This is a genomic window from Rhizobium leguminosarum (assembly GCF_002953715.1).
Classification (GTDB): Bacteria; Pseudomonadota; Alphaproteobacteria; order Rhizobiales; family Rhizobiaceae; genus Rhizobium; species Rhizobium leguminosarum_V.
Genome location: NZ_CP025012.1, coordinates 1,058,733 through 1,084,102, shown reverse-complemented (window position 1 = coordinate 1,084,102; position 25,370 = coordinate 1,058,733). Strand labels below are relative to the sequence as shown.

General features: G+C 62.5%; 21 protein-coding genes. 8 read left to right on the top strand and 13 right to left on the bottom strand.

Annotation, left to right across the window (positions count from 1 at the left end; genetic code table 11):
* Positions 1–78: 78 nt before the first annotated feature.
* The 4 genes from CUJ84_RS05560 to CUJ84_RS38240 all read left to right on the top strand — a co-directional run bounded on the left by CUJ84_RS05560 (position 79) and on the right by CUJ84_RS38240 (position 2,866).
* The gene (locus tag CUJ84_RS05560) at positions 79–1,371 is read left to right on the top strand and encodes an Hsp70 family protein (RefSeq protein WP_105005508.1); all 1,293 of its coding nucleotides are present in this window, start codon (positions 79–81) and stop codon (positions 1,369–1,371) included.
* Positions 1,372–1,440: 69 nt separating this feature from the next.
* Entirely contained in the window at positions 1,441–2,340 is a 900-nt protein-coding gene (locus CUJ84_RS05555) for a uracil-DNA glycosylase (protein WP_105005507.1), read from the top strand.
* 131 nt (positions 2,341–2,471) lie between these two features.
* Complete coding sequence (locus CUJ84_RS05550; RefSeq protein WP_003546802.1) at positions 2,472–2,663, top strand: hypothetical protein; 192 nt, start codon at positions 2,472–2,474, stop codon at positions 2,661–2,663.
* A 44-nt stretch (positions 2,664–2,707) separates the two neighbouring features.
* Positions 2,708–2,866 (top strand): hypothetical protein, encoded by a 159-nt coding sequence (locus CUJ84_RS38240; RefSeq protein ID WP_199788779.1) that lies wholly within the window; start codon positions 2,708–2,710, stop codon positions 2,864–2,866.
* Here CUJ84_RS38240 and CUJ84_RS05545 read toward each other — a convergent pair whose 3' ends face one another.
* Positions 2,867–3,739: a hypothetical protein gene (locus CUJ84_RS05545; RefSeq protein ID WP_105005506.1), complete on the bottom strand. Its 873-nt coding sequence runs from the start codon at positions 3,737–3,739 to the stop codon at positions 2,867–2,869.
* 245 nt (positions 3,740–3,984) lie between these two features.
* Positions 3,985–4,923, bottom strand: a complete 939-nt coding sequence (locus CUJ84_RS05540) for a DMT family transporter (RefSeq protein ID WP_105005505.1) — start codon at positions 4,921–4,923, stop codon at positions 3,985–3,987.
* A gap of 345 nt (positions 4,924–5,268) precedes the next feature.
* Between CUJ84_RS05540 and CUJ84_RS39165 the strand changes: the two genes are divergently transcribed.
* From CUJ84_RS39165 to CUJ84_RS05520, 3 genes are all read left to right on the top strand, one after another.
* Positions 5,269–6,375 (top strand): methyl-accepting chemotaxis protein, encoded by a 1,107-nt coding sequence (locus CUJ84_RS39165; protein ID WP_105005504.1) that lies wholly within the window; start codon positions 5,269–5,271, stop codon positions 6,373–6,375.
* A 188-nt stretch (positions 6,376–6,563) separates the two neighbouring features.
* On the top strand, positions 6,564–9,212 hold the full coding sequence (pepN, locus tag CUJ84_RS05525) for an aminopeptidase N (protein ID WP_105005503.1): 2,649 nt from the start codon (positions 6,564–6,566) through the stop codon (positions 9,210–9,212).
* A 192-nt stretch (positions 9,213–9,404) separates the two neighbouring features.
* Positions 9,405–11,714, top strand: coding sequence for a PAS domain-containing sensor histidine kinase (locus tag CUJ84_RS05520; protein WP_105005502.1), 2,310 nt, complete (start codon positions 9,405–9,407; stop codon positions 11,712–11,714).
* A 20-nt stretch (positions 11,715–11,734) separates the two neighbouring features.
* Here the strand turns inward: CUJ84_RS05520 and CUJ84_RS05515 are convergent, their stop codons facing one another.
* The 6 genes from CUJ84_RS05515 to CUJ84_RS05490 form a co-directional block, all read right to left on the bottom strand.
* On the bottom strand, positions 11,735–12,082 hold the full coding sequence (locus tag CUJ84_RS05515) for a hypothetical protein (RefSeq protein ID WP_027685361.1): 348 nt from the start codon (positions 12,080–12,082) through the stop codon (positions 11,735–11,737).
* Between the two features lie 97 nt (positions 12,083–12,179).
* Positions 12,180–15,137, bottom strand: coding sequence for a bifunctional [glutamine synthetase] adenylyltransferase/[glutamine synthetase]-adenylyl-L-tyrosine phosphorylase (locus tag CUJ84_RS05510; RefSeq protein ID WP_105005501.1), 2,958 nt, complete (start codon positions 15,135–15,137; stop codon positions 12,180–12,182).
* Between the two features lie 133 nt (positions 15,138–15,270).
* Positions 15,271–16,680, bottom strand: a complete 1,410-nt coding sequence (locus CUJ84_RS05505; protein ID WP_105005500.1) for a sensor histidine kinase — start codon at positions 16,678–16,680, stop codon at positions 15,271–15,273.
* Complete coding sequence (locus tag CUJ84_RS05500) at positions 16,677–17,432, bottom strand: response regulator transcription factor (protein WP_018241315.1); 756 nt, start codon at positions 17,430–17,432, stop codon at positions 16,677–16,679. The genes CUJ84_RS05505 and CUJ84_RS05500 overlap by 4 nt, the downstream gene beginning before the upstream one ends.
* A 66-nt stretch (positions 17,433–17,498) precedes the next feature.
* On the bottom strand, positions 17,499–19,094 hold the full coding sequence (locus CUJ84_RS05495) for a Do family serine endopeptidase (RefSeq protein ID WP_027685364.1): 1,596 nt from the start codon (positions 19,092–19,094) through the stop codon (positions 17,499–17,501).
* Positions 19,095–19,432: 338 nt separating this feature from the next.
* Positions 19,433–19,909: a MarR family winged helix-turn-helix transcriptional regulator gene (locus tag CUJ84_RS05490; protein ID WP_199788778.1), complete on the bottom strand. Its 477-nt coding sequence runs from the start codon at positions 19,907–19,909 to the stop codon at positions 19,433–19,435.
* Between the two features lie 58 nt (positions 19,910–19,967).
* On the opposite strand from CUJ84_RS05490, the gene CUJ84_RS05485 reads away from it, so the two are divergent.
* The gene (locus tag CUJ84_RS05485) at positions 19,968–20,387 is read left to right on the top strand and encodes a cupin domain-containing protein (RefSeq protein ID WP_105005498.1); all 420 of its coding nucleotides are present in this window, start codon (positions 19,968–19,970) and stop codon (positions 20,385–20,387) included.
* A gap of 192 nt (positions 20,388–20,579) precedes the next feature.
* On the opposite strand, the gene CUJ84_RS05480 is transcribed toward CUJ84_RS05485, so the two are convergent.
* The 5 genes from CUJ84_RS05480 to CUJ84_RS05460 form a co-directional block, all read right to left on the bottom strand.
* On the bottom strand, positions 20,580–21,035 hold the full coding sequence (locus CUJ84_RS05480) for a cytochrome c-type biogenesis protein (RefSeq protein ID WP_027685367.1): 456 nt from the start codon (positions 21,033–21,035) through the stop codon (positions 20,580–20,582).
* On the bottom strand, positions 21,032–23,029 hold the full coding sequence (locus CUJ84_RS05475) for a heme lyase CcmF/NrfE family subunit (RefSeq protein WP_105005497.1): 1,998 nt from the start codon (positions 23,027–23,029) through the stop codon (positions 21,032–21,034). The genes CUJ84_RS05480 and CUJ84_RS05475 overlap by 4 nt, the downstream gene beginning before the upstream one ends.
* On the bottom strand, positions 23,026–23,508 hold the full coding sequence (gene ccmE, locus CUJ84_RS05470; protein WP_105005496.1) for a cytochrome c maturation protein CcmE: 483 nt from the start codon (positions 23,506–23,508) through the stop codon (positions 23,026–23,028). The genes CUJ84_RS05475 and ccmE overlap by 4 nt, the downstream gene beginning before the upstream one ends.
* Entirely contained in the window at positions 23,505–24,725 is a 1,221-nt protein-coding gene (ccmI, locus tag CUJ84_RS05465) for a c-type cytochrome biogenesis protein CcmI (protein WP_432444906.1), read from the bottom strand. Before ccmI ends, ccmE begins: the two co-directional genes overlap by 4 nt.
* Before the next feature lie 182 nt (positions 24,726–24,907).
* Complete coding sequence (locus CUJ84_RS05460; RefSeq protein ID WP_105005494.1) at positions 24,908–25,330, bottom strand: hypothetical protein; 423 nt, start codon at positions 25,328–25,330, stop codon at positions 24,908–24,910.
* Positions 25,331–25,370 lie beyond the last annotated feature (40 nt).

The window sequence follows — 25,370 nt, the reverse complement described above, 5'->3', positions numbered from 1 at the left end:
TGATTCCGGGGCGTGCTTACGCCCTTTCGCGGAGCGATGCTCCGTCTCCAACAACAATCGGCATGAAGAGGTGCGGGCATGGCTCAGGCGCTGGGTTTCGACTTCGGCACGACGAATACGGTTCTCGCCATGGCGGATGGCGGAGCGACACGCTCGATGGCGTTCACGAGCACGGAAGGTACGGCCGACAGCATGCGCACGGCGCTTTCCTTCATGAAGGATGCCCAGCTCGGAGCGTCAGCACTGAAGGTGGAGGCCGGCCATGCGGCGATCCGCCAATTCATCGACAATCCCGGCGAATGTCGCTTCCTGCAGTCGATCAAGACCTTTGCGGCGAGCGCGCTGTTCCAGGGCACGCTGATCTTCGCCAAGCGGCATAATTTCGAAGATCTGATGGAGGTCTTCGTGCGCCGCCTGCGCAACTATGCCGGCGACCACTGGCCTTCCGATGTCAGCCGTATCGTCACCGGCCGGCCGGTACATTTCGCCGGTGCCAGCCCCGATCCGGCGCTGGCGACCGAACGCTACAATGAGGCGCTGTCGCGCTTCGGCTTTCCCGAAATCCACTATGTCTATGAGCCGGTCGCCGCCGCCTTCTACTTCGCGCAGAACCTGAAGCAGGATGCCACCGTGCTGGTTGCCGATTTCGGCGGCGGCACGACCGACTATTCGCTGATCCGCTTCGAGACCGTTGCCGGCAAGCTGACGGCAACGCCGATCGGCCATTCCGGTGTCGGTGTCGCCGGCGATCACTTCGACTACAGGATGATCGACAACATCGTCGCGCCGCTGATCGGCAAAGGCAGCCATTTCAAGAGCTTCGACAAGATTCTCGAAGTGCCGTCCAACTACTATTCCAGCTTCGGCCGCTGGAACCAGCTGTCGATCTTCAAGACCACGCGTGAATTCGAGGATCTGAAGAAGCTGGTGCGCACCAGCCTGGAACCGGAAAAGCTCGAAATCTTCATCGACCTCATCGACCATGACGAGGGCTACCCGCTCTATCAGGCTGTGTCGGCGACGAAGATGGCGCTCTCGGCCTCGGAGGAGGCGCCTTTCGATTTCGCGCCGCTTGGTCGCGGTGGACATCGCAGCATCAAACGGAGCGATTTCGAAGGCTGGATCGCCGATGATCTCGCCCGCATCGAAGGCGCGCTCGACGACGTGCTCGACAAGACCGAGACGAAGCCTGCGGAGATCGACAAGGTGTTCCTGACCGGCGGCACCTCCTTCGTGCCGGCGGTGCGCCGCATCTTCACCGAACGCTTCGAGCGCGACCGGATCGAAAGCGGCGGCGAGCTGTTGTCGATCGCCCATGGCCTGGCGCTGATCGGCGAACGCGACGACATTGCGCAATGGACTGTGCAATAGCACAGGCAAGGGCGGGCAATCTGCCGCCCGCCCTTTCAATGCCGCTGTCACTCCGCTAAGCTTGCCCGCATGATCTCCGCCAACGACCTCTCCCCCGCCGAGCTTGCAGCGCTTCTGCATTTCCATGCGGATGCCGGCGTGGAATGGCTCTTGGAGGAAGAGGCGATCGACCGCTTCGCCGAGTTCGAGGCGATGAAGGCCGCCCGCCGCCCGGCGACACAGGCGCAGCAGCAACGTCCCGTCGCTGGGGAACGCCCTGCCCCAAGCCAGGCACCGCCGCGTCCGAATACAGCGGCGCGCCCAGCGCCTGCCGAACGCGCAGCGTCCGGTCCACAACCGGCAATCCCGGACGGCGAGGCCGTGCAACAGGCGCGCTTCGTCGCCGAAACCGCGCAATCGCTCAGTGAGCTCAAGACCGCGATCGAAGCCTTCAACGGCTGCAACCTCAAGCACAGTGCCCGCTCGACTATCTTTGCCAGCGGCGATGCCGAAAGCGGGATCATGGTGATCGGCTCGGCGCCGAGCGCCGAAGACGATCGCGAAGGTTTGCCCTTCTCGGGAAAATCCGGCCAGCTGTTCGACAAGATGCTGACGGCGATCGGGCTGACGCGCTCAGCCATTCTTTTGACGCAGGTCATCCCCTGGCGGCCACCTGGCAATCGTGCGCCCTCGGCAGCGGAAATGGACATCTGCCGACCCTTCATCGAGCGGCAGATCGCGCTTGCCGAACCCAAGGCGATCCTGCTGCTCGGCAATTTTTCGGCGCGCTTCTTCTTCGGCGAAAACGATACGATTCACGGCCTTCGCGGCCGTTGGAAGGAGATTGCCGTTGCCGACTGTGTCATTCCTGCCATAGCCAGCCTGCATCCGCAGGATCTGTTAACCGCACCTGTAAACAAGCGGCTGGCCTGGAATGACCTACTGGCTTTTCAGGCGAAGCTTAAGTCCCTCTCTTTGCTTAGAAATTAGACAAAGTTGAATAATTTATGAATCAATCTATGCGTTTTTCGCATGGCTGCATCCCGCCGTGATGCATTGCGGAATCTATGCTGCATCGCAATATCAGCTGTGTCTTGGGAGGAATCACAGGAACCAAGGCCATGAACAAGCGTTTTCGTCCTATCCATAGCGGGTTTGAAACCCTTCGCCTCGCCGGCGACCAGGTTCGTTCCACTCAAGGCTACAGCCGTTTCGGCTTTGCCACGAACGAACAGATGATTGCCCGCGGCACCGGCATCAACAGCCGTACGGCGCGCCCGAACGCCATTTTTTCGGACTTCCAGCAATATTGAGCGGCGGGCGCTTCGCCTGCGCCTTTGAGTAGAGTAACTCCAAAATGTCGACGATCCTGATATCGCTTCTGCGCAACATCGAAACCTTCGAGCATATCCGGGTTGCCGTCTGTGCCGCGCGGGAATATGAGCGCGAGCTTTCGGTCAAGCCAGCCGATGCCGGCACGCGCAATGGCGTAGGTACAGCGGCGATCGTTCTCTGATCAAATAGCCATCTCCTCGATCTGGGCCTTCGCCCATTCGAAGGCTTCGTCCACATAGGCGAACTTGACCGCCTGCCAGGCGCAATATTCCTCGACGAAATCCCGCGATATCCAAAGGTGCGTCTTGCGCGGCTCGTCCTGCCAGCCGACGCAGCCGCGTTGCGCCGCTTTTGCCAGCAGCCGCTGCAGATGGGTACGCGACATCATGAAATCGGCGGCGAGCGCGCGGGTTTCGACACGGCCGACGGACAGCCTGTCCGGCTCGCTGCTTTCCATATCCATCCGGGCGATGAAGTTGTCGACGACGAGGCCGCCGGCTTCCGTCCAGAGGAACAGCGCCACCTGCTCCGGCGGTTCGCGCCAGGCGGCATCTTCGAGGCAATGGCGGGCAATGCGCGGCTGAATGAGCCGCATCAGCGATGGATTTGCCTGGAAAAAGGCTGCCCTTTCACCGCCGTCAAGCAGGTCGAGCGCGCCGAGATTGGAGCGAATCCAGGCAAACATCCCCTGATGGCTGACATCAGCCGGTTCGAAATGACGTGGCCGCCGCCGCTCGTCGCCCGGCGTGTGGGTTATGAAGCGGTAGGTATAGAGTTCCTCGATGAAGGCGAGCACGGTGTTGCGGCTCGCCACCTTGTGCGCGGTGATGCGCCCGGTCAGCCGCACGGCGGTGAAACCCGACGTCGGGTCGCGCGGATCATATTCCAGGTGGAGAGCATAGGCAGTCTGGGTCAGAAGCCAGCGTTGATGCGAGGCAAGCAGTCGCGCCAGCCGCGGACCGGCGTCGAACATGCCGCGCATCTGCCCAGCTAAAAAGCGAATGCTCATCAGAAAGGAAGAGTTCCCCACCAATTGCTCCGCTGTGAATGCCATTATGCTTTTCTCCACCTCCGCTCGCCGGCCGGCGTTCGGAGCAACGACACCCAGAGCTCCTCCGGCATCAGCGGCCATTCAGACATGCACAGCTTGGAATAAATGATACTCTCTCATGTTCAACAACCATATTCCTCAGGTCCGCGATATCCCAAGAATTCGCCATTCTTTTCACTCTTTGAGAGCAAGTCTCAGGCCGCCGCAATCCCTGCGTTAAAACCTTGATAAATATGCGCTTGCAGGCGTCACGCTTGCGGCGTCGTGGCCTTGCGCGCCTCTCTCTGCTCGATGCCCAGCTGATGCTCGCGAAAGATGATGAAGATGCCGGCGGCGATGACGATGGCGGTGCCAATCAGCATGGAAACGCTCGGCACATCACCGAAGACAAAATAGGCGACGATGCCGCCAAGCAGGATCGAGGTATATTCGAACGGCGCGATGGTGGAGACGTCGGCATGGCGGTAACTTTCCGTCAGCAGGATCTGCGCGACGCCGCCGCAAAAACCGGCGGCGATCAGAGAGAGCGCCGACGGCCATGGCAGGATGAGCCAGCCGAAGGGAAGCGAAGCCAGCGAGAAGACCGAGGCGGTGATCGAGAAATACAGCACGATCGTCGCCGTCTTCTCCTCCTCGACGAGGCGGCGCACCTGGATCATCGCCATGCCGCCGAGAACGGCCGAGAGCAGCACGCAGAGCGCGCCGACGGCCTGCTCCGCCTCCATGCCGCCTGCGCGAAACAGCGTCAGTTTCGGCCAGGACACGATGGCAACGCCGACGATGCCGATCAGGACGGCGCTCCAGCGATAGATACGCACGGTCTCACCGAGAAAAACGGCAGCGAAGATGACGGCGACGAGCGGCAACGCGTAGCCGAGCGCGATCGCCTCCGGCAGCGGCAGATGCAGCAGGCCGTAGAAACCGAAAGCCATCGACAAGATGCCGATCGTGCCGCGCTTCAGGTGACCGATTGGATTGGCCGTGTAGAAGGCGGCGCGCAACTGCCTGTTATAGGCCAGATAGGCCATGATCGGGAAAAGCGCGAAGAACGACCTGCAGAAGGTGACCTGACCTGGCGGGATGTCTGAGCCGGCCAGCTTGATGAAGGTCTGCATGGCCAGGAAGACCACGACCGACGAGACTTTCAGCGCAATGCCTCTCATCGGGTTTCTGAGAACCGAGTGCATGATCCTGGCTCTTAATACTGCTCAAGCGGAACGGGGGGACGCGTTCGACTCGGGAACGCAGCGGGTGACGTCTTGCATCGTAGCGAAAGAAAAAACTGATTGGCGAAAAAACCGCAAGCACCATGAGAGAATCACAAAAACGCCGTCAGCGGCAGGCTCAACCGTGGTGCTTATGCGCCACCGCTCTGAAATTTCTCGTTTTGAGCCATTCACCCCGAAAATGTTCATCTCACGGGGCTAGCCGTTAACCAATTGAAAACCATAGGCAAGCATCGTTTTTTATCGCTGATCTCGAAATTTTCTTCACCACATAAACAATTGCCCGCTCCTTCCAGGATCCATTTGATGAAGCCGCTTAGCGCCGAAACCATTGCCCAGTCGCAGAATGCGACACCGCGGTCCATGCGCGTCGTCACCGACGGCATCAGCACCGACCTCGAGCGCTTCAGCGCCGACAACACCCATATCGTCAAGCAGATCAAGCTGCTGGCGATCAATGCGCTAATCGAGGCAGCCAGAGCCGGCGAGACCGGAAAGGGCTTCGCCGTCGTTGCCAACGAGGTGCAGCGGCTGGCGCAGATCGCAACCGACATTACCGGCAGGTTCGAGAGCAACGTGCTTGGCCGCATTGGCCTTAGCCGCGCCATGGCGGATTCGCTGGTCGAGGAGATGGAGGGCGTTCGCCTGACCGATCTGGCGCAGACACTGGTGCAGCTCATCGTCCGCAACCTTTTCGAACGCACGGCCGATGTGCGCTGGTGGGCGACGGACCCGGCACTCTGGCAGGCGCTGCAGGAACCGGGCCGGGAAACCGTCGCCTTTGCGGCGGAGCGTCTCGGCGCCATCAACCGCTTCTACACCGTCTATCTCGATCTCGTCATGACCGATCCCTCGGGAAAGGTGATCGCATCCGCCAATCCCAAGTTCCAGCGTAAGATCGCCGGCACGAGCCTTGCCGGCGATCCGTGGTTCCGCGCGGCGTCGGCCTGCTCTTCCGGCGACGCTTATATCGTCGATGACGTCAAAGCGAGCCCGCTGCACGACAACAGGCACGCGCTCGTCTATGCCACAGGCATCCGCGAAGAGGGCAAGCTCGACGGCCGGCTGGTCGGCACGCTCGGCGTCTATTTCGACTGGCAGAACCAGGGCCAGGCGATCGTCGAGAAAGAGGCCAACCTGCCGCCGCAGCTGGCGGAAAGAACAACGGTCATGCTGCTCGACGGCAAGAGCCGGGTCATCGCCACCACCAATCCGACCTTGCTGTTTTCCCATTTCGCGCTCGCCAACCCGTCCGGCCAGGCGAAAGGCAGCTACTACGACAATAACGGTTCGATCGTCGCCTTCGCGCGCACCCTCGGTTACGAGGATTACGATGGGCTCGGCTGGTACGGTGTCGTCGTGCAGCAGACGGAAAGCGACGCGACGATCAAGGCTGCGCTCAATCTGAAGTAGCACACCTCTCCCCGCGGCCGTGGTTATCCGTTGCCAATAAGATATTTTGCCCGCGAACTTGGCGTTCGCGGGCAATTTGCTTTAAGTTTAGTTCAGACTTTAATGTAATCATGCCCGGCAAAATTTATGGCAGAGTGCGCCCGCCTCTGTATTCCGCGGTTGTCCAATAACGGTCTTCAGGAAACACCATGCGAACAGATACCGGCCAGGTCATTCATCTGGCAGATTACCGTCCCACCGACTTCGTGCTGGAACGCGTGGACCTCACTTTCGAACTCGACCCGACGGAGACAAAGGTCGAGGCGCGCCTCATCTTTCATCGTCGCCCGGGCGCCGATCCGACAGCGCCGATCGTTCTCGACGGCGACGAACTGACGTTGTCGGGGCTGCTGTTCGACCAGGTGGAGCTGGACCCTTCGCGTTACGACGCAACACCGGAAAGCCTGACGGTGCGCGACCTGCCGGAGAGAGCGCCCTTCGAACTGACGATCACCACCATCATCAACCCTGAGGCCAATACCAAGCTGATGGGCCTTTACCGCACCGGCGGCATCTACTGCACGCAGTGCGAGGCGGAGGGGTTCCGCCGCATCACCTATTTCCCCGACCGGCCCGACGTGCTTGCGCCGTTTACGGTCAACATCATTGCCGACAAGGACGCCAACCCGCTGCTTTTGTCGAACGGCAACTTCCTCGGCGGCGCCGGCTACGGCCCCGGCAAACATTTCGCCGCCTGGTTCGATCCGCATCCGAAGCCGAGCTACCTCTTCGCGCTCGTCGCCGGCGATCTTGGCGTCGTCGAAGACACGTTCACGACCGTGTCCGGCCGCGAGGTGGTGCTGAAGATCTATGTCGAGCACGGCAAGGAGCCGCGCGCAGCCTATGCGATGGACGCGCTGAAACGCTCGATGAAGTGGGACGAAGAGAGGTTCGGTCGCGAATACGATCTCGACATCTTCATGATCGTCGCCGTCTCCGACTTCAACATGGGCGCGATGGAGAACAAGGGCCTCAACGTCTTCAACGACAAATACGTCCTTGCCGATCCCGAGATCGCGACCGATGCCGACTATGCCAATATCGAGGCGATCATCGCGCATGAATATTTCCACAACTGGACCGGCAACCGCATCACCTGCCGCGACTGGTTCCAGCTGTGCCTCAAGGAAGGCCTGACGGTCTATCGTGACCACGAATTCTCGTCCGACCAGCGCTCGCGCGCCGTCAAGCGCATCGCCGAAGTGCGCCATCTGAAATCGGAGCAGTTCCCGGAAGATGGCGGCCCGCTCGCTCATCCGGTGCGGCCGACGAAATATCGCGAGATCAATAATTTCTACACGACGACCGTCTACGAAAAGGGCAGCGAAGTTACGCGCATGATCGCGACGCTGCTCGGCAAGGACGGCTTCAAGAAGGGCATGGACCTCTATTTCGATCGCCACGACGGCCAGGCCGTGACGATCGAGGATTTCGTCAAATGCTTCGAGGATGCAAGCGGCCGCGACCTCACGCAATTCTCGCTCTGGTACCACCAGGCCGGCACACCGCTCGTCACCGCATCGGGCAGCTATGATGCGGCGGCCGGCAGCTTCACCCTGTCGCTCGAACAGATGATCCCGGCAACGCCCGGCCAGCCGAGCAAGGAGCCGATGCATATTCCGCTCAGCCTCGCGCTGTTTGGCGAAAACGGCGGCAAGATCGAACCGACTTCGGTCGACGGCGCGGAATATACCGGCGAGGTGCTGCATCTCACAGGCCGCACGCAGACGGCAGTGTTCCATGGCATTGGCTCGCGGCCGGTCGTTTCGATCAACCGCAGCTTTTCGGCGCCGATCAACCTGCATTTCGATCAGAGCCCGGCCGATCTCGCCCGTCTCGCCCGCCACGAGACCGATCATTTCGCCCGCTGGCAGGCGCTGACCGATCTGGCACTGCCGAACCTCCTGAAAGCGGCGCGCGACGCCCGCGAGGGCAAGCCTGTTGTCAGCGAGGCGACCTTCGTCGAGACACTGATCGCGGCGGCCGCCGACGAGAGCCTCGAGCCTGCCTTCCGCGCCCAGGCGCTGGCTCTGCCGAGCGAATCCGATATCGCCCGCGAACTCGGCGGCAACAACGATCCCGATGCCATCCATGCCGGCCGGCAGGCGGTCCTGAAACAGATCGCCGATGCCGGAAAGGACGTCTTTGCCGGCCTTTACGCAGCGATGACGACGTCAGGCGATTTCAGCCCGGATGCGAAGAGCGCCGGCCTGCGCGCGTTGCGCAATACCGCCCTCACCTATCTCTCGCATGCCGAACAGACGCCGGCGCGCGCCAAGGCCGCCTTCGATACGGCCAACAACATGACCGATCTCAGCCATGCGCTGACGATCCTCGCCCATCGTTTCCCCGACAGCGCCGAGACGCTCGAGGCGCTCGCCACCTTCCGTGGCCGCTTCGCGGAAAATGCGCTCGTCATCGACAAATGGTTCGCGATCCAGGCCGGCATTCCGGGGGCAAAAACCCTGGGCCGGGTCCGCGGCCTGATGGATGATCCGCTCTTCAAGCGGACCAATCCCAACCGGATGCGGGCGCTGGTCGGCACCTTCGCCTTTGCCAATCCGACCGGATTCGGCCGCGCCGACGGCGAAGGCTATCGTTTCCTCGCCGAGCAGATTCTCGATATCGACGAGCGCAACCCGCAGCTTGCCGCCCGTATCCTCACCTCGATGCGCTCCTGGCGCTCGCTGGAACCGACGCGTGCCGATCACGCCCGCTCGGCCCTCATCGAGATCGAGCGGGCTGCCGCTCTTTCGACCGACGTGCGCGATATCGTCGAGCGCACGCTTAAAGGGTGATTTGCTTCGACCGGCCGTCCCGAAAAATTCGGCGGCCGGTCGCCCAGCACATCGAATCACCTGGAAAAACCCGAAATTATAAATAGTTAACGGATTTTTACCTTTGCCTCTGGACAAGGCGAATCACCCATGATTCTCTAGGTCAGGTTCGAGCGAGCGGCGCGCGAATCACACGAGGGACAAGGCGAAGAGATGATGGACGTGCGGCGGGCAACCGTGGCCGGAGGACGGCTGCGTGTCGATTTTGACGGGCTGAAAGCCTGGCGCGACAGCCTTTCCGGTCATGCGACATCGGAACCACTTCTCCGTTATCTGCCGAAGGCCGAGCTGGTCTTGAAGCGCGCCATTCCGGCGCTGATCGTCGCCTTCCTCTTCGTCGTCGCCGCCTCGCACTTCTTCGGCATGACGAGCGAATACGGGCGTCTGGAGGCCTCGGCGCGCCATGCCACCGCACTTTCGGCGGCGACCGCCTCTGCCGTGTTTGCCGATGCGGACGACATTTTCGACAGCGGCGATATGACCGAGGCGCAGGCCCGCCTCGCCAAATTCCTGCCGCAGGACCGGCTGGACAGCGGCGCCTTCGTGCTGCTCGTGCAGGCAAGCGGCAAGGTTTTTGCCGCGACCACCGCCGGGCTTTCGCATGTGGGCAGCAATGTCGGTGATTTCTTCCCCGAAGTCTCGGCGATCCGGCGCTTCGGCGATCGCGCCGGCGTCATCGAAACGACGATCGGCGGCGTGCCGTATTATGCCGAGATCACGCTGATGGGCAATGCCGGCGGTTATATCGTCGCCGCTACCTCGCTCGACGAGATCGGCCGGCTCTGGCGCGAGGAGCTGGCGCTCAACGTCACGCTGTTTGCCGGCATCTCCTCGATCCTGCTCGTCATCCTCTATGCCTACTACACGCAGGTGAAGCGCGCCCGCGATGCCGACGACATCTTCCTGGAATCGAACCTGCGCGTCGAGACGGCGCTGTCGCGCGGCCGCTGCGGCCTCTGGGACTTCGATTTCGAGAACCGCGAATTCTTCTGGTCGCGCTCGATGTACGACATGCTCGGCCTGCCGGGTTCCGACAAGACGATGGGCTTCGGCGACGCCGCCCGGCTGATGCATCCCGATGACGGCGGGCTCTACGAGATCGCGCGCGCCATCGGCAAGGGCGCTTCCGGCCAGGTCGATCAGATCTTCCGCATGCGCCATGCCGGCGGTCACTATGTCTGGATGCGGGCCCGCGCCCAGGTGATCCGCAGCAACTCCGGCCGCATACACCTGATCGGCATCGCCATGGACGTGACCGAACAGCATCGGCTCGCCCAGCGCTACGCAGAAGCCGACCAGCGCCTGGCTGACGCCATCGAATGCACCTCGGAAGCGTTCGTGCTCTGGGACAAGAACGATCGCCTCGTCATGTGCAACACGCATTTCCAGCAGGCCTATGGCCTGCCGGACAGCGTGCTTGTGCCCGGCACCGAGCGCTCGGCCGTCAATGCCGCCGCCGCCCGTCCTGTCATCGAGCGGCGGATTTCCGATGCCGACGGCTCCGGCTATTCGCGGACGACAGAGGTACAGCTTGCCGACGAGCGCTGGCTGCAGATCAACGAACGGCGCACCCGCGACGGCGGCAGGGTCTCGGTCGGAACCGACATCACGCTGATGAAACGCCATCAGGAACGGCTGCGCGAATCCGAACGCCGGCTGATGGCGACGATCGGCGATCTTTCCGCCTCGCGCCAGACGCTGGAGAGCCAGAAAGCCGAACTCTCGACGGCCAACGCCAACTATCAGGCGGAGAAGGAACGCGCCGAAGCCGCCAACAAGGCGAAATCGGAATTCCTCGCCAACATGTCGCATGAACTGCGCACGCCGCTCAACGCCATCCTCGGCTTCTCGGAAATCCTGCAGAACCAGATGTTCGGGCCGCTCGGCTCGCTGAAATACGACGAATATGCCCGCGATATCCATGACAGCGGCAAACATCTGCTCAACGTCATCAACGACATTCTCGACATGTCGAAGATCGAGGCCGGCCACGTCAGACTGCATTGCGAGCACATCGATCTTGTGCCTCTGATCGAGGAAAGCCTGCGTTTCACCGCCATTCCGGCGGCTGAAAAGAACATTGTCATCGAACAGCGCATCTGCTCCGGCTTGACGCTGACGGCCGACCGCCGGGCGATGAAACAGGTGCTGCTCAACCTGCTCTCCAATGCGGTGAAGTTCACCAACAGCGGCGGCCGCATCGCGGTGCGCACCCGCCGCGTCGACGGCTTCGTCGTCGTCACCATCGCCGATACCGGCATCGGCATTCCACGCTCGGCGCTTGCGAAGATCGGCCAGCCCTTCGAACAGGTGCAGAACCAGTATGCCAAGAGCAAAGGCGGCTCCGGCCTCGGCCTCGCCATTTCCCGCTCGCTGACCTCACTGCATGGCGGTCGCATGAAGATCCGCTCACGCGAGGCCGTGGGTACGGTGATCTCGCTGCGGATTCCGGACGACGTCTAGCAATTGGCCTTTCAGATCGTTCATCGACTTTCCGAGCGATCCTGGGACTGCTTTCGCCCCTGCCTTTCCTTTATCTGCCGAATCTCGGCGAGCTGGCCTTTGAGTACGACCAAGGCGTCTTGTTCCTCTTGAGAAAGGTTCTCCAACGGAACATGTTTCAGCAGTACCTCAAGCGCATCGCCAATGCGGCCGATCTGCCGACCATAGCTCCCCACCTCGTCCAGAATCGTTTGTTCCGTTTCGGGCGCCGGCGTCGATCCAAGATCAATGTTGACGAAGCCGATCTGTGATCCCTGCTGATAAAATGTCCACGGATTGATGGCCTGCCAGAGTCTTTCAGGCGCCAGTGCAAAATTGAAGGTTTTCATTTTCCATTCCCCGCGATTGAAACGGCAAGATAGGAGAAGTCGGTCAGTCAGGCGATTGCTGCGCGGACAATCTTTGCATATTTCCGGGCGACATCCGTCAGGCCTTCACGATGTTCAGGAATATCTTCCTGACCGCTTTTGCCAGCCGTTTCACCTCTCCCTCCAGCGTCTTGATATCAGGGCAATCGCCGGCGCGGTAGACGAGTTCAATGAGGCCTGATGGCGCGTCCTTAGGATCGAACAGGCCGTCAATGCAGAGGCGGATCAGCTGCGAAAGACCGGTATAGAGCGCAAAGGCCTCAAGGCAGGTATCGAGATCTGCCGGCGCCATCAGCCGGTCGCCAAGGGCCCTCAAGGCCTCGCCAGTGCTAAGCCCGTTCACGGGCGTGCCGACACCTTTGGACGGAGCGATCAGCGCCAGGTACTGGGCAATGAATTCGAGATCGATGACGCCGCCGGGGATCTGCTTCAGGTCCCAGGGACCGGCCGGCGGCTTTTCCTTGTCGATCAGTTCGCGCATCTCGGCGACGTCATGCCCCACCTTGGCGATATCACGATCGGCCGACAGCACCTCCCGGACGATCAGTTCCGCTTCGGCGATCAGGCTCTCATTGCCGCAGATCAGCCGGGCGCGGCTGAGCGCCATATGCTCCCAGGTCCATGCCTCTTCGCGCTGATACTTGCCGAAGGCATTGATACGGGTGGCGACCGGCCCCTTGTTGCCGGATGGGCGCAGCCGCATGTCGACCTCATAGAGCACACCTTCGGCGGTCGGCGCCGACAAGGCGGCCATCAGCCTCTGGGTGATGCGGGTGAAGTAACGGGTCGCGTCGAGCGGCTTCGCCCCATCGGATTCGGAGGCCGTGTCGTCATAGTCATAGAGCAGAATCAGATCGATGTCGGAACCGGCCGTCAGCTCGAAACTGCCGAGCTTGCCCATGCCGGCGACCGCGATGCGCCCGCCGGGATAGTCGCCGTGCGCGGCCCGCATCTCGCTCACCACGGCATCGAGGGCCGCCGCAATGACGAGGTCGGCGAGATGGGTGAAGGCGCGCGCCGCCATCTGGCCGTTGATCGCGCCGGTGAGCAGGCGGATGCCGATCAGGAAGCGCTGCTCGGCGGCAAAGATGCGCAGCCGGTCGAGCACCTCTTCATAGTGGCGGGCCTGGGCAAGCGAGCCCTTCAGCCGCTCGCCGAGATAATCACGGGTCGGCAGCTCGGCCATCAGGCCGGGATCGAGCATGCCATCGAAGACATGCGGCTTGGCGGCGATCACCTCGGCAAGCCGGGGTGCTGAGGACATGATATTGACGATCAGCGACAGCAGCGCCGGGTTGCTGCCGAGCAGCGAGAAGAGCTGGATGCCGGAGGGAAGACCGGAGATGAAGCTGTCGAAGCGCAGCAGCGCCTCGTCGGCGCGCTTGCTTTCGCCGAAGACCCGCAGGAGCTCCGGCGCCAGCTCCGTCAGCCTTTCACGCGCCTCGACCGATTGCGTCGCCCGGTAGCGGCCGTAGTGCCAGGTGCGGATGATACGGGAAATGTCGGACGGTCTCGTAAAACCGAGTTTCTTCAGCGTCTCCAGCGTATCCGGGTCGTCGCCCTGGCCGGTGAAGACGAGGTTTCCCGTCTCGGTCGAAAGCTTGCTCTCCTGCTCGAAGAGGTGGGCATAACGCCGCTCGACCGTCTTCAGCACGCCGACCAGCCGTTCGGAGAAGCTCGGCGTGTCGGAAAAGCCCATCATGAAGGCGATGCGCTTTAGGTCGGCATCCGTCTCCGGCAGCAGGTGGGTCTGCTCGTCGCGCACCATCTGGATGCGATGCTCGACATCGCGCAGGAACCAGTAAGCTTCCGTCAGTTCGTCACGGGTTTCCGCGTCGATCCATTTCGCCTTGGTGAGTTCACCGAGCGTCTCCTCGGTCGCCCGGCCACGCAATGCCGGCATGCGGCCGCCGGCGATCAGCTGCTGCGTCTGGACGAAGAATTCGATCTCGCGAATGCCACCGCGGCCGAGCTTGACGTTATGGCCCTTGACCGCAATCGCACCGTGGCCCTTATGCGCGTGGATCTGCCGCTTGATCGAATGGATATCGGCAATCGCCGCGTAGTCGAGATATTTGCGGAAGACGAAAGGGGCGAGCCCGCGCAGGAAATCGCCGCCCGCAGCAAGGTCGCCGGCAACGGCGCGCGCCTTGATGAAGGCCGCCCGCTCCCAGTTCTGCCCCCTGCCCTCGTAATAGATCATCGCCGCATCGACCGGGATCGCCAGCGGTGTCGAGCCGGGATCGGGGCGGAGTCTGAGATCGGTGCGGAAGACGTAGCCGTCCGCTGTCCGCTCCTGCAGGATGCGCACCAGCCGCCGCATCATCCTCGGGAAGACCTCGATCGCGTCATCGGGGTCAGGCACGATGCCCGCCTGTTCGTCGAAGACGACGACGAGGTCGATATCGGAGGAATAGTTGAGTTCCGATGCGCCGAGTTTGCCCATGCCGAGCACGATCAGCCCGGAGCCGTCGCTCGGTGCTGCCAGATCCCGCAGCCGCAGCTTTCCACCCTCATGCGCTGCCAGCAGAAGATGGTCGATCGCGGCGGCAACCGAAGCTTCGGCAAGCTCGCTCAGCCAGGCCGTCGTCGCCCGGCCGTCGAAGATGCGCGCGAGATCGGCGAGTGCGACGAGGAAGGCGACCTTGCGCTTGATGATGCGCAGCCTGCTCATCACCACGGATTCCGCCGGTGCCGCCCCCTCGCCGTCCCGTTGCCAGCAGCGCCGCGCCTCGGCGACCAGCGCCTCGATCTGCGGCTCCAGCGGTTCGGTGATGGCGCCGGCGAGGATGGCGGGATCGAGATTGACGATTTCGCGCAGATAAGGCGACAGCGTCAGCACGGCCGCGATGAAATCGCGAAGCGGGCTCTCCGTCTTCAGCATCGCAGCCACCGACGGCTGGTGTCTGCCGGCCTCCTGCAAGTCGGCCAATGCCAGCTTCAATTCCGTCTGGTTCAGCGGACGCAGCAGCCCTTCGGCGACATCCTTCAGGCCATGCGTCGATTTCGTCAGCATGCACTCTCCCTGCTTTAGCGCCTAGGGAAACGACCACGCAGAATCGCGGGAACGCCTCCCTGACCGGCATTAAACTAGGGTCTTGGCGGAAAACCGCCAATACGCGATTCAGCCGATCATCGGCAGCGGGCCATCAGGCAGCCTTGGCCGGGAAGATCATGCTGACGGTCAATCCGCGCTGTTCGGGCTTATCAGGATCGGTATCGGAGAGCTCTAGCCGGCCATTGTGCAGCTCCATCACCGCCTCCACCAGCGAAAGCCCGAGCCCCGTGCCGGGCTTCGAACGGCTTTCATCGAGGCGGACGAAGCGCTTGACCACATCGTCGCGCCTGTCGGCCGGAACGCCCGGCCCATGATCGGCGACCGAAAGGCAGATGCCATCCGGGCGGCGGGCGAGTTTAAGCGACACCGTGCCCGCTCCTTCCGTATCGGAGGAATATTTGATGGCATTGTCGAGCAGATTGAAGATTGCCTGGCCGATCAGCTCGCGATTGCCCTGCACCTCGACATCGGGCTCGATGCTGAAGCTGAGGCCGAGCCCGGCCTCCTCCGCCGCCGGCTCGTAAAGCTCGGCGCTATCGGAGACGATGGCCGAAAGCTCCACCAGCGACATCTCGGCCGCGACCGATCCGGCCTCGACGCGGGAGATCATCAACAGCGCATTGAAGGTGCGGATCAGCTGGTCCGATTCGGAAATGATACCTTCGAGCGCGCTGCGCCGCGCCTCGCCATCGGCGATATCGAGCGCATCTGCCGCCTTGTTGCGCAGCCGCGTCAACGGCGTCTTGAGATCGTGGGCGATGTTGTCGGAGACCTGCCGCAGGCCCTCGTTCAGCTTCTCGATGCGCTCCAGCATGGTGTTCAATGACATCGACAAGCGGTCGAATTCATCGCCGGATCCGCCCACCGGCAGGCGCTGCGACAGGTCGCCGGCCATGATCTTCTTGCTGGCATCCGACATGCGGTCGATGCGTTTCAGCGCGTTGCGGCCAATGGCGAACCAGATGATGATGGCACCCAGCCCCATGATCGCCAAGGCTATCATCAGCGCCTGGCGCACCAGCAGACGGAAACGCTCGGGGTCGCCGAGGTCGCGGCCGATCAATATTCTCAGGCCGTTGTCGAGCACGAAGATATTGGCGATCGCCCTATGACGGCGCTCGACGCCACTGTCGGTATAACGCTGATAGATGAAGGGCGCAGAGGTCCAGCCGATCTCCTCAAAGACACCCGGCTGCACCGAGGCGACATTGCCGGCGAGAATATCGCCCGAGGGACCAGCGATGATGTAGAGATTGGCGCCCGGCTGGCGGGCACGCCGCTCCATCGTGCGCAGCAAAAGGTTCATGCCGCCGGTGTCAAAGGCGCGCTGCACCTGCTCCACCTCCTGCCTGACGGCGTCGCGGATCTGGCCGGTCAGCAGCCGTTCCGACATCGCCGTCACATAGAAGACGAGCGTCGCGGCGCAGATGGCGAAAAGCAGGATGTAGAGGGCCGAAAGGCGGACTGCGGTGGACTTGAAGAGAACCTTGAAACGGCTCATCCCTCATCCTTGATCATGTACCCCGCGCCGCGAATGGTCTTCAGGAGCGGCTGGCTGTAGTCCTTCTCGATCTTCGAGCGCAGGCGCGAGACATGGACGTCGATGACGTTGGTCTGCGGGTCGAAGTGATAGTCCCAGACGTTTTCGAGCAGCATGGTGCGGGTCACCACCTGGCCGGCATTCTTCATCAGATATTCGAGCAGGCGGAATTCGCGCGGCTGCAGCGGAATCTCCTTGCCGCTGCGGCGCACCTCGTGGGAGAGCCGGTCGAGTTCGAGGTCGCCGACGCGATAGACAACGTCCTGATCCGGCGTGCCCTTGCGGCGGCCGAGCACCTCGACGCGCGCCAGCAACTCGCTGAAGGCATAGGGCTTCGGCAGGTAATCGTCGCCGCCGGCACGAAGACCGGTCACGCGGTCATCGACCTGGCCCAGCGCGGAGAGGATGAGGACCGGCGTATGGATGGCCTTGCGGCGCAACTCACTAATGACGGAGAGCCCGTCGCGGCGCGGCAGCATGCGGTCGATGACGATGACGTCATAGGTATTTTCCGACCCCATGAACAGGCCGCTCTCGCCGTCGCTGGCGTGATCGGCGACGATGCCCGCCTCGCGAAAGGCTTTCGTGAGGTAGACCGCGGCTTCGAGATCATCTTCGATGATGAGAATCTTCATGCGGCCGACATTACCCACCGGCTGCGTTTCGGCAAGGCTCAAAGCATCTTCCTGCGGGGCGGCGCTCATCGCGATCATCCTTCAAAGGTCAGAAGAATCGAGCCGCGCGGACTTTCGTCCGCACGGCTCCCGTTGTCTTGAGGATCAGCCCTGGCCGTTGATCGGAAGCGCGACGAAACGGCTTCCTTCATTGGACTGGATCTGGAACAGCGCGCGGGTGCGGCCGTCCTTCTTGGCCTGGTTCAGCACCTTGACGACCTCGTCGGGGCTGGAGACCTCCTGGTTGTTGACCGAAGTGATCTTTTCGCCTTCCTTGATGCCCTTGTCGGCAGCGTCGGAGTCCGGATCGATGGCGGTGATCGCCAGGCCCTTGCCGTCATCGGAAGGACCGACCGTCAGGCCGAGATCGGCAAGCGCCTTCTCGGAAGCCGGTGCCTCAGGCTGCTGCGGCTGGCTGTTGTCATCGGCGGACGCATCCTTCTGGTCGACCGGCAGCGTGCCGAGTTCGACGGTGAGCGGCTGGGCCTTGCCGGCACGCCAGACCGAAAGCTCGACCTTGCTGCCCGGCTGCATCGCGCCGATGCGGCGGCTGAGGTCACGGGCATCCTTGATCGTCTCACCGTTCAGCGCAGTGACGACGTCGCCGGCCTTCATGCCGGCCTTGTCACCCGGCGATCCAGCCTGCGGGGCAACGACCAGGGCGCCGCTCGGCTCGGAAAGGCCGATGGATTCGGCGATGTCCTTGGTTACCGGCTGGATCTGGACACCCAGCCAGCCGCGCGAGACCTGGCCGTCCTTCATCAGATCGGCGACGACATCCTTGGCGGTCGAGGCGGGAATGGCGAAGGCGATGCCGACGCTGCCGCCCGACGGCGAGAAGATCGCAGTGTTGATGCCGACGACCTCACCGCTGAGGTTGAAGGTCGGACCGCCGGAGTTGCCGCGGTTCACGGCGGCATCCACCTGCAGATAATCGTCATAAGGACCGGAACCGATATCGCGGCCGCGAGCCGAGACGATGCCGGCTGTGACCGTGCCGCCGAGGCCGAAGGGATTGCCGACGGCAACGACCCAGTCGCCGACGCGGACATTGTTGTCGTCGGCCCAGTTGACGTAGGTGAACTTCTTGCCCTTGCCGTCGACCTTCAGCACGGCGAGATCGGTGCGCGGATCCTTGCCGATCAGCTTGGCATCGAGTTCGGTGCCGTCCTTCATGACGGCGACGAAGGCCTGACCATCGGAAACGACGTGATTGTTGGTGACGATGTAGCCGTCCTCAGAGATGAAGAAGCCGGAGCCCTGGGCGACGGGGCGGAGGCGACCCTTGCCGCCCGGACCATTCGGGCCACCATTCGGTCCGTTCTGGCCGAAGCGCCGCTGATGGCCCTGCTGATCATTCGGATCCTGGCCGAACTGCTTGAAGAACCGCTTCAGCGGATGATCGTCGGGAAGGTCGTCGAAGCCGCGGCCGTTGAAATCGAAGGAGAAGCCGTCATTGTTGTTGTCGGAGACGGGGTTGACGCGATTTTCGACCCGGACGGAAACGACAGCCGGTGAAACGGCGTCGACGACATTGGCGAAGCTCGGAACGGCGGGCGCCTGAACTTTGACAGCTTCAGCATAAGACCGGGTGATTTCGAGCGGAACGCCGGTTGCGAGCACAGCGGCTGCGATACCGGCGACGGTAGAAGCCTTGAGCACAGTGGCGAGGGACGGACGTCCGTTGAAATTCTTGAGCATTGGAGCACCTTCTCTTGTTCTTAGTTCTCAGAGCCGGCGATGCCGGATCAGTCGATGAGTAAAGAAATAGGACGCCGCACCTTACTGCGAACTGTCCGGCCAATGAAAAGTTGGTAATGTTTGCAATGTTTGGCAAACGGCCGAACGCATATGGCCTTCACCCGCAGCGGCTCCGGCTCAGGTATACTGCGCTGCACGCGCTCCTTTGCGGAAGCGGCTTTCAATTCCCGGAGACTTCGGTCTGCTAATATTTATGCCTTCAGGCCGGCTCACCTTCAGAGGTACGGTTCGCGAACCGTTCTGAGACAGTCCTTACCACCGTCGCAAAGTTGAGTTTTTCAGCGGTTTGTCGGTTCCTGTGCTTTGGTCGACAGCTGCCTCAACACATCTACGAAGTCATCGAAGCGCTCCTTTCCAACCTCTTCGGACCATTGCTCATGCAACTGCCGAAGACATGCGAAAATGGCCGCGACGACTTCATGTCCCCGTGGCGTCAGATAGACCAGTCGGCGATCACTGCCGTCGGCTGCGCGCCGCTCGACATAGCCCAGCTCTTCAAGCTGGCTGAGCAGATAGTTCACAGCCTGCCGCGACATCCGCTTCTGACGCGCGAGCTCTGACGGTCTCATGCCATCCGGCAACGGAAACGAAAACACGGCAAAATGCGCCTCCTGGAAGTCGGCAAAGCCCGCCTCGTGAATGGCTTGCAGCATGCGTTCGCGCACATGCTGCCAGACAATGCGCAGCAGCGCGCCGAAGAACGGCGGACCGGGCAACGCGTCTGGAATTGAATCCGGGGGCAATGGGATTGACATATGTGTAAAGCCACTTTACGTTTTGATGTAAAGTTACTTTACATTGTGGAGGCCTTAGATGGAAGCGGTACGAAACGATATTGTGCGGATCGGGCAACTCGAACTGCGTTTTCTCATCAGTGAGATCGGCGCGACGGTATTCGAATTCACAGTGCCATCTCGGGCGCGCGTTCCCGCTCCGCACAGTCATCGGGATGCTGACGAATTCCTCTACGGCCTTGAAGGCGCGCTCACCGTCATCGTCGACGGGCAAACGCGCGAGATTCGCGCCGGCGACGCCATATTCATTCCGCGAGGCGCGGTGCACCATCACGAGAACCTGCATGATAGCACAGCCAAGGTCCTGGCGACCATCACGCCGGGTACAATCGGACGGCGTTATTTCGAGGAAATTGCCGAGGTGGTGAACGTGCCCGGCAAACCGGACCTCGGTAAGGCCAATGAGATCATGCTCCGCCATGGACTGGTCCCGGTCTGATCAGCTCACCTAGAGCATTTCCGTTTTTCTCAGAATCAAGGAAACGCTCTATCGCTTTGTTTTTACGCAATTCCGGACGCAAAACCGCTGCGCACTTTCGCTGGAATTGCTCTAAGCCTCGTAATTTTCCAGTTGATTGCGCATCACCCGCCGCGGCGCACACATCGCGCTGGAGAGTTGCCGGCTGGCCGGTTATTTTTTCAGAAGCTCGCTCAGCCGCGCCTGCTCGTCTGCCGTCAGCTTGCTGCCGGTCGGTTTGCCCGCCCTCTTGCGCGCAAAGACCAGCAGCGACAGCCCGCCGGCGAGCACCAGCAGCACCGGTGCGCCCCAGAGCAGCACCGTCTTCACGCTGACACGCGGCTTCAAAAGCACGAACTCGCCGTAGCGCGAGACGATATAGTTCAGCACCGCCTCGTCGCTGTCGCCATCGGTGATGCGCTCGCGCACCAGCAGGCGCAAGTCCTTGGCCAGATCGGCGTTGGAATCGTCGATCGACTGGTTCTGGCAGACCATGCAGCGCAGTTCCGCCGAAAGCGCGCGGGCCCGCGCCTCGAGCGCCGGATCGGCCAGTACCTCATCCGGATTGACGGCGAAGGCGGGGGCCGCCATCAGCAGCAAAGCAAAAGCCAGGAGCAGACGCCGCATCATTCCGCCGGCTCCATTGCGGGAGCTGCCGGCCTTGTCGGCTTCGCCTTGCGGCGCGGGGCGCCGACACGCAGGCGCCGGTCGCTGAGCGAGACGAGGCCGCCGAAGGCCATGAACACCGCTCCGCCCCAGATGCAGAGAATGAACGGCTTCCACCAGATGCGCACGACGATGCCGCCGTCCTTGGTGGCGTCACCCAGGGAGACATAGAGCTGGCTAAGCCCGAAGGTCAGGATGCCGGCCTCGGTCGTCGGCATCTGCCGGGCGGTATAGAGGCGCTTGGCCGACCAGGTATCGGCAACCGCGACGCCGCCACGCCGGATGGTGAAGTGGCCGCGCTCCTCGGTGTAGTTCGGCCCGGTCCCCGGCTGCATGCCGTCGAAATGCAGGCTGTAACCGCCGGCCTCGGTCACCTCACCCGGCTTCATCTCGATGACATGCTCGCTCTGGAAGGTCGTCACCGCGACGATGCCGAGCACGGTGACGCCGAGCCCGGCATGGGCGAGCGCCGTGCCGAAGGCCGAACGCGGCAAGCCGGAAAGCCGGCGCCAGGCAAGACGGCCCGCGACCTTGCCGATGCCGGCGCGGTACCAGAGATCGGCGACGGCGCCGAGGACCAGGAACAACCCGGCGGCGAGGCCGAGCACTGACAGCACCGGCCCGCCATGTTCGATGTAGAAGAAGACCACCGCGGCAAGGAAGGCGAGGCCTGCCACGACATAGAGCCGCTGCAGGGCACCCAGCAGATCGCCGCGCTTCCAGGCCAGCATCGGTCCGAACGGCACGATGACGATCAGCGGCGCCATCAGCAGGCCGAAGGTCAGGTTGAAGAAGGGCGGCCCGACGGAAATCTTGTCGCCGGTCAGCGTTTCCAAGAGCAGCGGATAGAGCGTGCCGGTCAGCACCGTGCCGCAGGCGACCGTCAGGATCAGATTGTTGACGACGAGCGCGCCCTCGCGCGAGATCGGCGCAAACAGCCCGCCTGCCGCGAGCTTCGGCGCGCGGAAGGCAAACAGCGACAGCGCCCCGCCGATGAAGATCAGCAGGATGCAGAGAATGAAGACGCCGCGGGAGGGGTCGCTGGCAAAGGCATGCACCGAGGTCAGCACGCCGGAGCGCACCAGGAAGGTGCCCATCAGCGACAGCGAGAAGGTGAGGATGGCCAGCAGCACCGTCCAGATCTTCAGCGCCTCGCGCTTTTCCATGACAAGCGCCGAATGCAGCAGGGCGGTGCCGGCGAGCCACGGCATGAAGGAGGCGTTTTCCACCGGGTCCCAGAACCACCAGCCGCCCCAGCCGAGCTCGTAATAGGCCCAGTAGGAGCCCATGGCGATGCCAAGCGTCAGAAAGGTCCAGGCGGCAAGCGTCCAGGGCCGCACCCAGCGTGCCCAGGCGGCGTCGATGCGCCCTTCCAGCAGGGCCGCAACCGCAAAGGAGAAGCAGACGGAGAAGCCGACATAGCCGAGATAAAGCAGCGGCGGATGGATCGCGAGACCGACATCCTGAAGCACCGGGTTGAGATCGCGGCCCTCGGCCGGTGCCGGATCGAGCCGCAGGAAGGGATTGGAGGTCAGCAGAATGAACAGTGTGAAGGCCACCGAAATCCACGCCTGCACGGCAAGCACATTGGCCTTCAGCGTCTCCGGCAGATTGCGGCCGAAGACGGCGACCAGCGCGCTGAACAGCGTCAGGATCAGCAGCCAGAGCATCATCGACCCTTCGTGATTGCCCCAGACGCCGGAATATTTGTAGAGTAGCGGCACCAGCGAATGCGAATTCTCCCAGACGTTCTCGACCGAGAAATCCGAGACGACATGGGCATAGGTCAGCACGGCGAAGGAGAAGGCCACCAGCGCAAACATCGCCAGCGAGCCGATTGTCGCCACATCCATCATCGCCCGGTCGTGACGACGGGCTCCGATCACCGGCACGATAGAAAGGATGAGCGCCGTGGCGAGCGCCAGCACCAGCGCGTAATGGCCGATCTCGATGATCATGGCGTCGCCTTCACTTCCTGGCCCTGGGCTTCCTGGCCTTGGCCTTCCTTCCACAGCCCCTGGGATTTGAGCCTGTCGGCCACATCCTTCGGCATATAGGTCTCGTCATGCTTGGCAAGCACGGTGTCGGCGACGAAGACGTTCGTTCCAGCGGCAAACATGCCTTCGGTGACGACGCCCTGCCCCTCGCGGAAGAGATCTGGAAGGATGCCGGTATATTTGACCTTCACGGCATTGGTGCTGCCGTCGGTGACGGCAAATTCCACCGTCGAGCCGGTGCCGCGCACGACACTGCCCTCGCCGACCAGGCCGCCGAGCCGGATGCGGGTTTCCGGCGCCACTGGCGTCTTGGCGAGATCGGCCGGCATGTAGAAATAGGCAACCGACTGGCTGAAGGCGAACATCACCAGCAGCACGGCGGCGAGGATGAAGCCCATGCCGCCTGCAATCACCGCCAGGCGCTTCTGCTTGCGCGTCATTGCGTCGCTTCCTCCGTGGCTATGCCGAGTTCCCTGGCAAGCGCCAGCAATTGCCTGCCCTCTTCGCCAGGCGGCGGAAAGGCCGCAAGCCCGCGTTTCAGGGCGCCGGCGGCGCGATCCTTGTCGTTCAATACGGCGTAAGAGCGGACGAGCCGCATCCATCCCTCGAAATTGTTCGGATCCTCGCTGAGCTTGGCATCGAGGCTCTCGACCATGCCGCGGATCATCTGCTGCCGGTCGTCGGCGCTCATAGTCTCGGCCGCCGCCACATCTTGCTGCGTGGGATTTCCGGGGGCCGCCGAACCGGCGCCCGGAGCAGCCGAACCGGCGCCCGGAGCAGCCGAACCGGCGCCCGGAGCAGCCGAACCGGCGCCCGGGGTAGTCGGATTGGCACCTGCCGGCGCGCCGCCGTTCATGGCGATATGCTGGTTGACCAGCGGCAGCCAGGGCGCATCTGATGGCGATTGTTTCGCCAGCGCCTCGAAGGCCTGGCGCGCCTCATCGGGCCGTCCCGCCTGCTCCATGCTGAGGGCGATGTAGAAGCGGGCGCGCGGATTGTCAGGCTCCAGCGTCAGCGACTGTTCCAGCACTTGCCGCGCCACCTCGGTCACCACGCCGTCGGAGGCCGCCATCAGCGTCTCGGCAAGGCCATCGAGCCGAACGGGGCTCGGGCCGAGAAGCCGGATGGCATTGCGGTAGGCCACTTGCGCGTCGTTGACGCGCATCGTGCGGAAATAGATCGGCGCCAGCACATCCCAGCCCTTGCCGTCATCGGGGTTCACCGCCAGGTGCCGTTCCGCCTTGGTGATCAGCACCGCCACGTCGTTGCTAGGATTTTCCAGCCGCGCTTCCAGCGGCTGCGAGGGCAGGTCCGGCCTGCCCGTCGTCAAATAAAGACAGAGCCCGAGAACTGGCAGGAGCAGGAGGACGAAGGCCTCGGTGAAACGGTGATGCCGTGCGGGTTTCGGCGTCTCAGCCGGCTCGTCGGCCGAGACGGCGATCAGCCGCCGGCCGATTTCCGCCCTGGCGTAATCAGCCTCCTCCGGGGTAATCAGCCCGCCATCGAGATCGCGGTCGAGTTCGCGCAACTGGTCGCGATAGACCGCCGCCTCGCCCGCACGGATATTTTCCGCCGCCTTCGCTCCGCGCAGAAGGGGGTAGAGCAGGATGACGGCGAGGGCTGCCGTCAAAGCGGCAACGAGAATCCAGAACAGCATGTCGCCCAAATACGTGAAGCGCGCCTTCATTCCAACTGCCAAAGCCGGAATGACGAAGATTTGAGGCTAGCGCATAACCCCGAGAATCGGAATCGATTTTCGGAAAGGATTATGCGCCATTTAAAGTGATAGAGCGTCCTTAGCGCGTCCTGTCGGACGCGCGGCGCTCTATTGGCCGCAATTCAGAGCGGCGACCAGCTGCCGTCGTCGTTGCGGCAGGCAGCGCCGCGCGCCACCGTGTCCTTGCCGTCGACGGTCAGCGTATGGGTATATTGCCGGCAGTTCTGCGAGCCGACCTGATAGGGTGCGGCCGCGACGACCTTGCCGGTGACGTCCTTGCCGGTCCAGAGCACCGGCTGGCCGACGGCCGCCCCTTCCAGTGCCCGATATTCCGCCTCGAGCGCCCGCTGCTTGTCGCTGTCGGTCAAGCTCACGCCGCTGCGGCCGACAATGCCGCCCTGCAGCGCGGTGATGAAGGCGGCCGATGCCGAGGGCTTGCTCGAAAAAATACCGCGCGAAGCGGCACTCTTCGTCGTCGTGCAGCCGGACAGCGCGACGGCAACGAGAAGAGCGGAAACGATCATGCCTTGCGAGCGTAAAGTCATTGCGTCGAACCACGATCAGGGGTCAATTTCAGCCGATCGA

What these genes read in the sequence shown, in the direction of transcription:
- CUJ84_RS05560 (WP_105005508.1), top strand. Translation starts at nt 79, where the DNA reads ATGGCTCAGGCGCTGGGTTTCGACTTCGGCACGACGAATACGGTTCTC.
- CUJ84_RS05555 (WP_105005507.1), top strand. Translation starts at nt 1,441, where the DNA reads ATGATCTCCGCCAACGACCTCTCCCCCGCCGAGCTTGCAGCGCTTCTG.
- CUJ84_RS05550 (WP_003546802.1), top strand. Translation starts at nt 2,472, where the DNA reads ATGAACAAGCGTTTTCGTCCTATCCATAGCGGGTTTGAAACCCTTCGC.
- CUJ84_RS38240 (WP_199788779.1), top strand. Translation starts at nt 2,708, where the DNA reads ATGTCGACGATCCTGATATCGCTTCTGCGCAACATCGAAACCTTCGAG.
- CUJ84_RS05545 (WP_105005506.1), bottom strand. Translation starts at nt 3,739, where the DNA reads ATGGCATTCACAGCGGAGCAATTGGTGGGGAACTCTTCCTTTCTGATG.
- CUJ84_RS05540 (WP_105005505.1), bottom strand. Translation starts at nt 4,923, where the DNA reads ATGCACTCGGTTCTCAGAAACCCGATGAGAGGCATTGCGCTGAAAGTC.
- CUJ84_RS39165 (WP_105005504.1), top strand. Translation starts at nt 5,269, where the DNA reads ATGAAGCCGCTTAGCGCCGAAACCATTGCCCAGTCGCAGAATGCGACA.
- pepN (WP_105005503.1), top strand. Translation starts at nt 6,564, where the DNA reads ATGCGAACAGATACCGGCCAGGTCATTCATCTGGCAGATTACCGTCCC.
- CUJ84_RS05520 (WP_105005502.1), top strand. Translation starts at nt 9,405, where the DNA reads ATGATGGACGTGCGGCGGGCAACCGTGGCCGGAGGACGGCTGCGTGTC.
- CUJ84_RS05515 (WP_027685361.1), bottom strand. Translation starts at nt 12,082, where the DNA reads ATGAAAACCTTCAATTTTGCACTGGCGCCTGAAAGACTCTGGCAGGCC.
- CUJ84_RS05510 (WP_105005501.1), bottom strand. Translation starts at nt 15,137, where the DNA reads ATGCTGACGAAATCGACGCATGGCCTGAAGGATGTCGCCGAAGGGCTG.
- CUJ84_RS05505 (WP_105005500.1), bottom strand. Translation starts at nt 16,680, where the DNA reads ATGAGCCGTTTCAAGGTTCTCTTCAAGTCCACCGCAGTCCGCCTTTCG.
- CUJ84_RS05500 (WP_018241315.1), bottom strand. Translation starts at nt 17,432, where the DNA reads ATGATCGCGATGAGCGCCGCCCCGCAGGAAGATGCTTTGAGCCTTGCC.
- CUJ84_RS05495 (WP_027685364.1), bottom strand. Translation starts at nt 19,094, where the DNA reads ATGCTCAAGAATTTCAACGGACGTCCGTCCCTCGCCACTGTGCTCAAG.
- CUJ84_RS05490 (WP_199788778.1), bottom strand. Translation starts at nt 19,909, where the DNA reads ATGTCAATCCCATTGCCCCCGGATTCAATTCCAGACGCGTTGCCCGGT.
- CUJ84_RS05485 (WP_105005498.1), top strand. Translation starts at nt 19,968, where the DNA reads ATGGAAGCGGTACGAAACGATATTGTGCGGATCGGGCAACTCGAACTG.
- CUJ84_RS05480 (WP_027685367.1), bottom strand. Translation starts at nt 21,035, where the DNA reads ATGATGCGGCGTCTGCTCCTGGCTTTTGCTTTGCTGCTGATGGCGGCC.
- CUJ84_RS05475 (WP_105005497.1), bottom strand. Translation starts at nt 23,029, where the DNA reads ATGATCATCGAGATCGGCCATTACGCGCTGGTGCTGGCGCTCGCCACG.
- ccmE (WP_105005496.1), bottom strand. Translation starts at nt 23,508, where the DNA reads ATGACGCGCAAGCAGAAGCGCCTGGCGGTGATTGCAGGCGGCATGGGC.
- ccmI (WP_432444906.1), bottom strand. Translation starts at nt 24,725, where the DNA reads ATGCTGTTCTGGATTCTCGTTGCCGCTTTGACGGCAGCCCTCGCCGTC.
- CUJ84_RS05460 (WP_105005494.1), bottom strand. Translation starts at nt 25,330, where the DNA reads ATGACTTTACGCTCGCAAGGCATGATCGTTTCCGCTCTTCTCGTTGCC.